At 63.2% G+C, this 8,270-nt stretch carries 7 protein-coding genes and 1 pseudogene; 2 read left to right on the top strand and 6 right to left on the bottom strand.

Annotated features, from left to right (window positions below; all coding sequences use genetic code 11):
• Both EN750_RS40585 and EN750_RS09680 read right to left on the bottom strand, forming a co-directional pair.
• A pseudogene (locus tag EN750_RS40585) lies at positions 1-131 on the bottom strand (cell wall hydrolase); the annotation flags it as partial.
• Positions 132-274: 143 nt separating this feature from the next.
• Complete coding sequence (locus tag EN750_RS09680; protein WP_127396281.1) at positions 275-1,564, bottom strand: MFS transporter; 1,290 nt, start codon at positions 1,562-1,564, stop codon at positions 275-277.
• Between the two features lie 119 nt (positions 1,565-1,683).
• On the opposite strand from EN750_RS09680, the gene EN750_RS09675 reads away from it, so the two are divergent.
• The gene (locus EN750_RS09675) at positions 1,684-2,592 is read left to right on the top strand and encodes a LysR substrate-binding domain-containing protein (RefSeq protein WP_027036003.1); all 909 of its coding nucleotides are present in this window, start codon (positions 1,684-1,686) and stop codon (positions 2,590-2,592) included.
• A 249-nt stretch (positions 2,593-2,841) separates the two neighbouring features.
• On the opposite strand, the gene der is transcribed toward EN750_RS09675, so the two are convergent.
• Together der and EN750_RS09665 are read right to left on the bottom strand one after the other, a co-directional pair.
• Positions 2,842-4,272 (bottom strand): ribosome biogenesis GTPase Der, encoded by a 1,431-nt coding sequence (gene der, locus EN750_RS09670; protein WP_127396280.1) that lies wholly within the window; start codon positions 4,270-4,272, stop codon positions 2,842-2,844.
• Entirely contained in the window at positions 4,269-4,934 is a 666-nt protein-coding gene (locus tag EN750_RS09665) for a tetratricopeptide repeat protein (RefSeq protein WP_127383151.1), read from the bottom strand. Before EN750_RS09665 ends, der begins: the two co-directional genes overlap by 4 nt.
• 213 nt (positions 4,935-5,147) lie before the next feature.
• On the opposite strand from EN750_RS09665, the gene EN750_RS09660 reads away from it, so the two are divergent.
• Positions 5,148-6,146, top strand: coding sequence for a polysaccharide deacetylase (locus EN750_RS09660; RefSeq protein WP_127396282.1), 999 nt, complete (start codon positions 5,148-5,150; stop codon positions 6,144-6,146).
• Positions 6,147-6,175: 29 nt separating this feature from the next.
• On the opposite strand, the gene sbmA is transcribed toward EN750_RS09660, so the two are convergent.
• Complete coding sequence (gene sbmA, locus EN750_RS09655) at positions 6,176-7,435, bottom strand: peptide antibiotic transporter SbmA (protein ID WP_127328446.1); 1,260 nt, start codon at positions 7,433-7,435, stop codon at positions 6,176-6,178.
• Positions 7,436-7,548: 113 nt separating this feature from the next.
• Positions 7,549-8,270, bottom strand: a 722-nt coding sequence (locus tag EN750_RS09650) for a YbfB/YjiJ family MFS transporter (protein WP_127396279.1), incomplete at its 5' end; no start/stop codon positions are given.

The following is an 8,270-nucleotide window of genomic DNA, read 5'->3' as shown; positions in this document are numbered from 1 at the left end:
GTCATGTCCTGATAGGCGACGATGGTCGGAAAGCCGATCCAGATGCCGAGACCGATGACGAACGGGGGCAGAAAGCCACGTCTTCTCTCACCGGCGGCGGCAACCAGCCGCTTCAACACACGTCGATGCACGGAACACTCTCCAGGAACGCGACAGACCCCACTGGAGAGCAAAATGATGCATTAACCTTGATGGGACGTTAACGGCTTCGATCGGACTGTTCTCAGCCGGCTTCAGGTCGTGGTTCCGAAGTCGGGCGGTTTTGCGGCCGAACTCAGGCCGGACGCAGGAAGATCGGCCGGGCGATCAGCGCGCAGATGGCGGCCGCCAGCCAGACGCCGGACCAAGACCAAAGGTGCAAGAGCCCCGGAATGGCCACCGGCACCAGGAAGAAGCCTACGAAAACAAAGGTGTTGGCAAGGCTGAGCGCGGTCCCGACATGGCTGGCCCCGGCAAGGGTGGCAAGCTCGGTGTAGGCGACACCGTGCCAGGCGGAGACCGAGATGCCTGCGACAATAAGCACGACTGGAAGGACAGCCAACCAGATGAGCTGGCCGCCCGGAACGGTTGGGCCGAACAGGACCAGCAGCCAAAGCATGGCGAAGGCAAGGGCGCTGAACGCGCTGCACAAGCGAAGAAATTGGCGGCGGTTGCCGTGACGGTCGGTGAAGCGGCCGCTCCAGATGCGCATGACCATGGCGCCGATCTGAACGGCGGCGAGGCTCGCGCTGATTGCCGCCGTTCCCAACCCAACGAAATCGTGCAGGAATACGGAGGCGAAGGTGAGCACGGCCACCTGCGGAAAGCAGAGCAGGCCGATGGCGGTCGCGATACGCCAGACATCGCGATTGCGCAGCGGCGCCGGTCCGACCGCAGCCGAAGCGAGATGGCCCTCGCCCGCCGTCGGCGGCTCGTGCAGCCAGCGCCAGGCGAACAGGGCAGACAGAGCGGATGCGCCCGCCAGCACCCCGAACACCGCGCCAAAGCCGAAAGCCAGCGCAAGCGAGGGCAGCACGAGCGCGCCAAGGCCACCGCCAAGCGGCACCGCCGTCTGCCTGATGCTCATGGCAAAGCCGCGCTCGTTTTCCCGAAACCAGCCCATGATGGCGCGGCCGCTCGAACCGTTGACGCTGCCGCCGAGCAGTCCGGTGATGAGCAGGCTCGCGGAGAGCAGCGTGACGCCGGGAATACCGGCCTTTGTCGGCACAACCAGCATCGCCATGGCCAGGAGCCACACCGCCGTCGCGCCGAGCCCGATCAGGAGCACGCGGCGATCGCCCCAGCGATCGGTAAGCAGGCCCCAGGGCAGCTCGCTGAGCGCGACCCCCAGCCCGAGAAGGCCGAGCGCCAGGCCGAGCTCGGCATTGCCCAAATGATAGCCCTGGCGAAGAACGACCGCCGTCGCCGGGATGCCGGAGAACGTAGCCGAGAAGGCGGCATTGGCGGCAACGCCGATGCCCAGAACCTTCCAGCGATGGCCCGGCTTGAAAACCCTCCCGGCGGAACCGGCATCTTCCAGGAGCTTCGGCGACTGCCGATCGGTGCAATTGACGATGGCGGACATGATTTCATTTCCCGTGCTGGCCAGTGGTCCGGCCTTGACGATCTGTCCCTACCGCCATAATTTCATCCTGAAAATCAGGAAGTTTTGAACTTACAATCCTGAAAATCGGGACTTCAGACATGCGACGCGTAACTTTCGACCTCGACGTCCTGCGCAGTTTCGTCACCGGTATGGAGCTGGGCAGCTTTGCCAAGGCCGCTGACCGGCTTGGCCGGTCGACGTCGGCGGTCAGCGCGCAATTGAAGAAACTGGAAGAACAGGCGGCGACGCCGATCTTCCGCAAATCAGGACGCGGCCTCGCTTTGACCGAGGCCGGCGAGACCATGCTCGGCTATGCGCGCCGGCTGATCGAATTGAATGACGAGGCGGCATCCGCCATCCATGATGTCGAGCTGGAAGGCTGGGTACGGCTCGGCTTGCAGGAAGATTTCGGCGAGGCGGTGCTGCCGGACGTGCTCGGCCGATTTGCCCGGGCGCACCCCAAGGTGAAGATCGAAGCCAGGATCGCACGCAGCCACGACCTTGCTGAAAGGGTCATGTCAGGCAGCCTCGACATCGCGCTCGCTTGGCACTGCGGCGAAACGCTGCCCTACAGCCAGCATGTCGCCGATGTGCCGATGCGCTGGATCGGGCCGGCAAAGCGCATCGAGACCAGCCTGCGCGACGGTGAGCCGCTGCCGCTGGTGGCGCTCGAAGCGCCATGCCTTCTGCGCACGGTGGCAACCGAAACGCTCGACCGCGCCGGGCTGTCGTGGCGGATGGCCTTTTCCAGCCCGAGCCTTGGCGGCATCTGGGCAGCCGTGGCGGCGGGGCTGGGGCTGACGATCCGCACCGACATCGGCCTGCCGGCCAGCGTCAGCGCGATGACGCCGGAGATCGCCGGGCTGCCGGCATTGCCCAAAATGGCGTTGGTGCTGCACCAGAAGGATGCTGAACTGGATCCGGTGGCAGCGCGGCTGGCCGACATATTGTTGCAGGCGGCGTTGCAGGCGCTGCCACGGGACGAGCGGTTGAAGGAGGTCGCTTAGACAGCCGGAACAGGTATCCAGTGTCGCGTTCCGTCCCCTCTGTCCTGCGGACATCTCCCCCGCAAGGGGGGAGATTGGATGTCGCGAGTGCTCTCGCGAATCTTCAACGTTGCAAGAAAGGCGCCGTCAGAACGAACTGCTGATCTCCCTCCTTGCGGGGGAGATGGCCGGCAGGCCAGAGGGGGGTGCTGTCCCGCCAATTTTGCGGAGAATTCCCGCGAGCAAAGGGGCTCATTCGAGCCCGACCGCTTATTTGCGCTTGTTCGACCTACCGGCGAACGGATTGTCCGACGTGCGCAGCGCAATGCGGATCGGCACGCCGGGCATGTCGAAGGCTTCGCGCAGGCTGTTGGAGAGATAGCGGACATAGGATTGCGGCATCGCATCGGGCCGCGAGCACTGGACAACGAAACCCGGCGGCCGGGTCTTGGCCTGGGTGACGTACTTGACCTTCAGCCGGCGTCCGGCCACGGCAGGCGGCGGGTGGTGCGCCAGGATGCCTTCCAACCAGCGGTTGAGCTTGCCGGTCGAGACGCGGCTGTTCCACACCTTGTGCGTCCTGATGACGGCATCCATCAGCTTGTCGAGGCCGCGCCCGGTCTCGCCGGAGACAGGTACGGCCTGGAGGCCGCGCGCCTGGGGAAGAAGCCGTTCCGTCTTCTCTCGCAGTTCGGCCAGAAGCTCCTGGGGATGGTCGATCAGATCCCATTTGTTGAAGGCGATCACCGGCGCCCGGCCTTCCCTGATGATCAGGTCGGCGATCTGCAGATCCTGCTTCTCGAAGGGGATGGTGGCGTCGAGCACGATGATGACGATCTCGGCAAACCGGATGGCGCGTAGACCGTCCTGCACCGACATCACTTCCAGCTTTTCATGAATCCTGGCCTTGCGGCGCATGCCGGCCGTGTCGAACAATTTCAGGCGGCGACCATGCCAATCCCAGTCGACCGAGATCGAATCACGGGTAATGCCGGCTTCCGGTCCGGTGAGCAGCCGCTCTTCGCCGATCAGCGCGTTGATCAGCGTCGACTTGCCGGCATTGGGACGGCCGACGACAGCGATGCGCATTGGCTTGGTGTCGTCATAGGTGTGCTCGGCATCCGGATCGGCGATATCCTCGCCGATCAGAACCTCGCCGGCAGCAACGTCTTCGTCTTCGCCTTCTGCTTCGCCGAAGGCGCGCGCTTCGCCGAGCGCGCCGATCACGGCGTCGCGCAAATCGGGCATGCCCTGGCCATGCTCGGCCGAAACAGGGATCGGCTCGCCAAGGCCGAGTTCCCAGGCTTCCAGCATGCCGCCCTGGGCGCCCTTCGCCTCGGCCTTGTTGGCGACCAGCACGACCGGCTTGCCGGACTTGCGCACGATCTCGGCGAAGGTCCTGTCGTCAGGCAAAAGCCCAGACTTGGCGTCGATGGTGAAGAAGATCAGGTCGGCCTCGCGGATGGCGATCTCGGTCTGCGCACGCATGCGGCCGGGCAAGGTCGAGGCGCCAGCGTCCTCGAAGCCGGCGGTGTCGATGACATCGAAGTGCAGGTCGTAAAGCTTGGCGGCATGGACGCGACGGTCGCGGGTGACGCCCGGCGTGTCGTCGACGAGCGCCAGCTTCCTTCCCACCAGCCGATTGAAAAGAGTCGATTTGCCGACGTTAGGTCTGCCGATGATGGCGACTTTGAAGGTCACGACGCACTGCCCGACCCGCGGATCAGCTCGGACATCAATGTTGCGCGCTCGCGGGTGTTGCGCGGGGCGCCGTCATCGGCGGCGATCTGGTCGAACAGTTTCAGCGCATCCTGCGTCTTGCCTTCCTTCCAGGCGGAAAGGCCGAGCGCCTCGCGCGCCGTGTGGCGCAGCGTGTTGGTGTCGGATGTCAGCGCCTCGACACGGCTGGAGACGTCGGCAAAGGAACCATGGTCGACGAGCAGCAGTGCTGCCCGCAGCCGCGCCATGTCGCGAATTCCCTGGGGAATGGCCGTATCCGCGGCGACTTCGTCGAAATCCTTGACGGCGGCGGGGACATCGCCCTTGTTCGCTTTGACGGTCGCGCCGCGCATGCGGGCGAGCAGCGGATAGGCGCCGTAGCCATCCTTCTCCAACTGATCGAGCGCAGTCAGCGCCTCATCGTTCTTGCCGTCATTGGCGAGCTTCAGTGCCTGCGAGAACGCATCGCCCGAGCGGTTGGCGCGCGTCTCGTCCCAATAGCGATAGCCGACGAAGGCGGCGGTGCCGAGCACCACGAGGATCGCAACGACGATCAGGGCGGGCCCGAAACGGTCCCACAGCTTCTGCGCCTGTTCGCGACGGATCTCGTCATTGACTTCACGGATAAAACTGTCGTCGGACATCAAATCAAACCATTCCTGCCCCGTCGGGCCTTGTCAGCCCGCGTTTTAGCGAAATTTTGCCGGCATGGAAGGGGTTCAACCGGAAAATCGCCTATTGTCCGGGGCAAACGGATGTTTGCCCCGGACAGGCAGCCGAAAAGGCCAATCGCACCCACGCCACATTTAGGCGATAGCCGGCTTGCAGACATTCCCCGAGTGAAGATCAGATTGCCTATGCTTCGTCCGTTCCGCGTTGTTGCGTTTTCGCTTGCGGCACTCGCCGCTGCCGGTGGGGCTTTGGCCGATCCACCGGCGCCGGCAAAGCCGAAACAGGTCGTCATCATCTCGTTCGACAGCGCGCGCGACATTTCGCAGTGGAAACGCAGCCGGGCACTGGCTGAGCGCACCGGCGCACACTTCACCTATTTTCTCTCCTGCGTCTTCCTGCTGTCGACGGAGACACGCAAGGAATACACCGCACCGGGCAAAGGCGCCGGCAAATCCAACATCGGCTTTGCCGCCTCGAAGCAGGAAGTCACCGAGCGGCTCGAACAGATCGGCCTTGCCGCGCATGAAGGCCACGATATCGCCAGCCATGGCTGTGGCCATTTCGACGGCAAGGACTGGAGCAAGGCAGACTGGCTGAAAGAGTTCAGTTCGTTCGAGCACATTCTCGAGAACGCCTATGCGATCAACGGCATTGCACCCGAACCACAGGGCTGGCGCGATTTCGCGCGGCATGCGGTGGTCGGCTTTCGCGCGCCGTATCTGTCGACCGGCAAGGCGCTCTATGAAGCGCTGCCGGCGGCCGGATATCAATTCGATGCCAGCGGCGTCTCGCAAGGCCCTGCCCGACCGACGGCCAGCAACGGCATCGTGCACTTTTCGCTGCCGCAGATTCCGGAAGGACCGAAGTCGCGGCCGGTGATCGCCATGGACTACAACCTCTATGTCAGACATTCCGGCGGCTTCGAGCGGCCAAGCCAAGCGGGCGAGTTCGCCAACCGGACCTATGCTGCCTTCCGCGCCGCCTTCGACAAGCAGTATGCGGGAAAACGCATTCCACTGGAACTCGGCTTCCACTTCGCGCTGATGAATGACGGCGCCTACTGGAACGCGCTGGAGCGCTTTGCCGGCGACGTCTGCGTCAAAGCCGATGTCGAATGCATCAGTTTTCGCGATTATGTTTCGCGACAGGACGCTGGCCAAAGGCAGGTCTCAGTCGGCGGCTGAGCCGCCGACCCGGTTCGATTTCCAAAACCTTAGGCTGGGTCCTCGGCGCTCTGTCTTGCCAGATAGCGCTGGTCGATTTCAGGCAACGGCTCGCCTTGCAGCGTCGCTTCGAAGGCACGCAGGCGCTTGTGGACCGATTGCAGCTCGACGATGGTCGACCAGGACGTGAGCAGAAACTGCAGCGACCCCGTCACCTTGCCGAATGCGTTCGAAATCTGGTTCAGCGCGCCGAACGTTATCTTGTGCGCCACCAGTGAAGGACCAAGGATCAGCAGCGAGAAAATGTTGTCGGCCTGCAGGTAGGTGTAACGGACGACGTTGAAATAGATGTAGTGGAAATACAGCCTGAAATAATTGTGACGAACATTCTCGAACAGCTCGGCGGTGGTGGCCGGCTGGGCGCGGTCCGCATGATCCTCGCCGTAGACGAGTTCCTTGCGGTAGGCGGCTTCGACACGCTGGTTGCGGAACTGCAGCCCTGGAAGTTTCAGACCGGCAACCATGACCGAGATCGTCCCGAACAGACACCAGGCAAGGGCCGCGACAACCAATGGCTGCGGGATCGCGCCGATAATCGGCAACTCAGTGATATGGGCCTGCAACTGGATCATGACCGGCAGGAATGCGATCAATGTCATGATCGACTGGACGAAGCTGGAGCCGAGGTCTTCCATGATCTGCGAGAACCGCATCGTGTCTTCCTGGATACGCTGCGAGGCACCCTCGATATGGCGTAGCCTGCTCCAATTCTCGACGAAATAATTGTTCATCGCCGTGCGCCAGCGGAAAATCCAGTGGCTGACGATGAAGGCATTGACCACCTGCACATTCATGCCGACCAGCGCGAGCCACGAAAAATCCGCCAATCCGATATAAAATTCGCTGTTGGTCGACTTTCCAGTCCCCGACATCAGTCCCTGCACATAGTCGAAGAATGGTCCGTACCAGGCGTTGACGGCGACACTGACCTGCACATTGAAATAGATGAAGAACAGGATGACCGCGGTCATCAGGATCGACCAGCGCTGCCACGGATGCGGCGAATACCAGCTCCAGAATGCGTAGAAGACGGCCACGCAGAACACGAAATAGAGATAAAACCATAGAAACGGCGGCGACATGAGGATCGCGATGCCGATGATGGGCGGCGCGCCGGCCGCAGCCGGCGGCAATCCCAAAACCGCGCCCAATTGTTCACCACCGAAAAACCAGAACAGGATCGCCGCAAGGCTCCAGACGGCGGCCGAAGAGAAGAAGAGCTTCGGCTGCGGGAAAAAGGATACGAACACTGTGGCGAATTCCTCGATCTAGGCGCAAATCAGCTGACGGCAGCGGGCATAAAGTCACACATTAGTGGGAAAGAAAATGCCTGTGCCCGATGCCCGGCACAGCAAGCCCACAATCATGGCGATTTTGGCGCAGCCGACCATGTGATGGCCCCGGAGACGACCAGCGCGACCGCCGCGGTGATCGAGGCGAGGAAGAAATCGCCGGACATTTGCGCCAGAAATCCGGCCGCGACCGGCCCGATGATCTGGCCAAGGCCGAACGCAGCCGTCATCAGGGCAAAGATCCGGCGCGGCGCGCTTGGCGCCTGCTGCCGGGCGGCCTGCAGGCCAAAGGCGGTGATGGCAATGAAGGTGCCGCCGAGCAGCACGCCGGCAAGCAGCGGCCCGGTGGCGCCGCCGATGGCGACGCTGGCGGTGACGCCGGCAACTTCGATGAAGCACGCCAGCGCATAGGCGGCATAGAGGCCGGTCCGGGCCGCGATCTTCTGCCAGAGCCAGACCGAGGGAAAGCCAGCAAGACCGGCGACCATCCACACCATGGCCTCGAAGACGCGGCTGCCGCCGCCTTGCCGGACGATGGCGACCAGGAATGTCGCCGTCACCACATAGCCAAAGCCGAACAGGCCGTAGGCGATGATGACCTTGACCAACGACCGGTCCATCCGCAGTGCCGGCTCGCGGGCGACTTCGCCGCTGCCGAGCGGACCCTCATTGACCAACAGGGCCACGAGGACGAAACCGCAGGCCGAAATCGCCGCCGACCATAGCCAGCCTGCCGCCCAGCCCGAATGCTCGGCGACCAGCACCGCCATCATCGCCGCCGATGCCGCTATGC

It is taken from the genome of Mesorhizobium sp. M7A.F.Ca.ET.027.03.2.1, assembly GCF_003999175.1.
In the GTDB taxonomy this organism is placed as follows: Bacteria; Pseudomonadota; Alphaproteobacteria; order Rhizobiales; family Rhizobiaceae; genus Mesorhizobium.
Note: the sequence above shows the minus strand (reverse complement) of the source record. Positions and strands in the feature narration are given on the sequence as shown.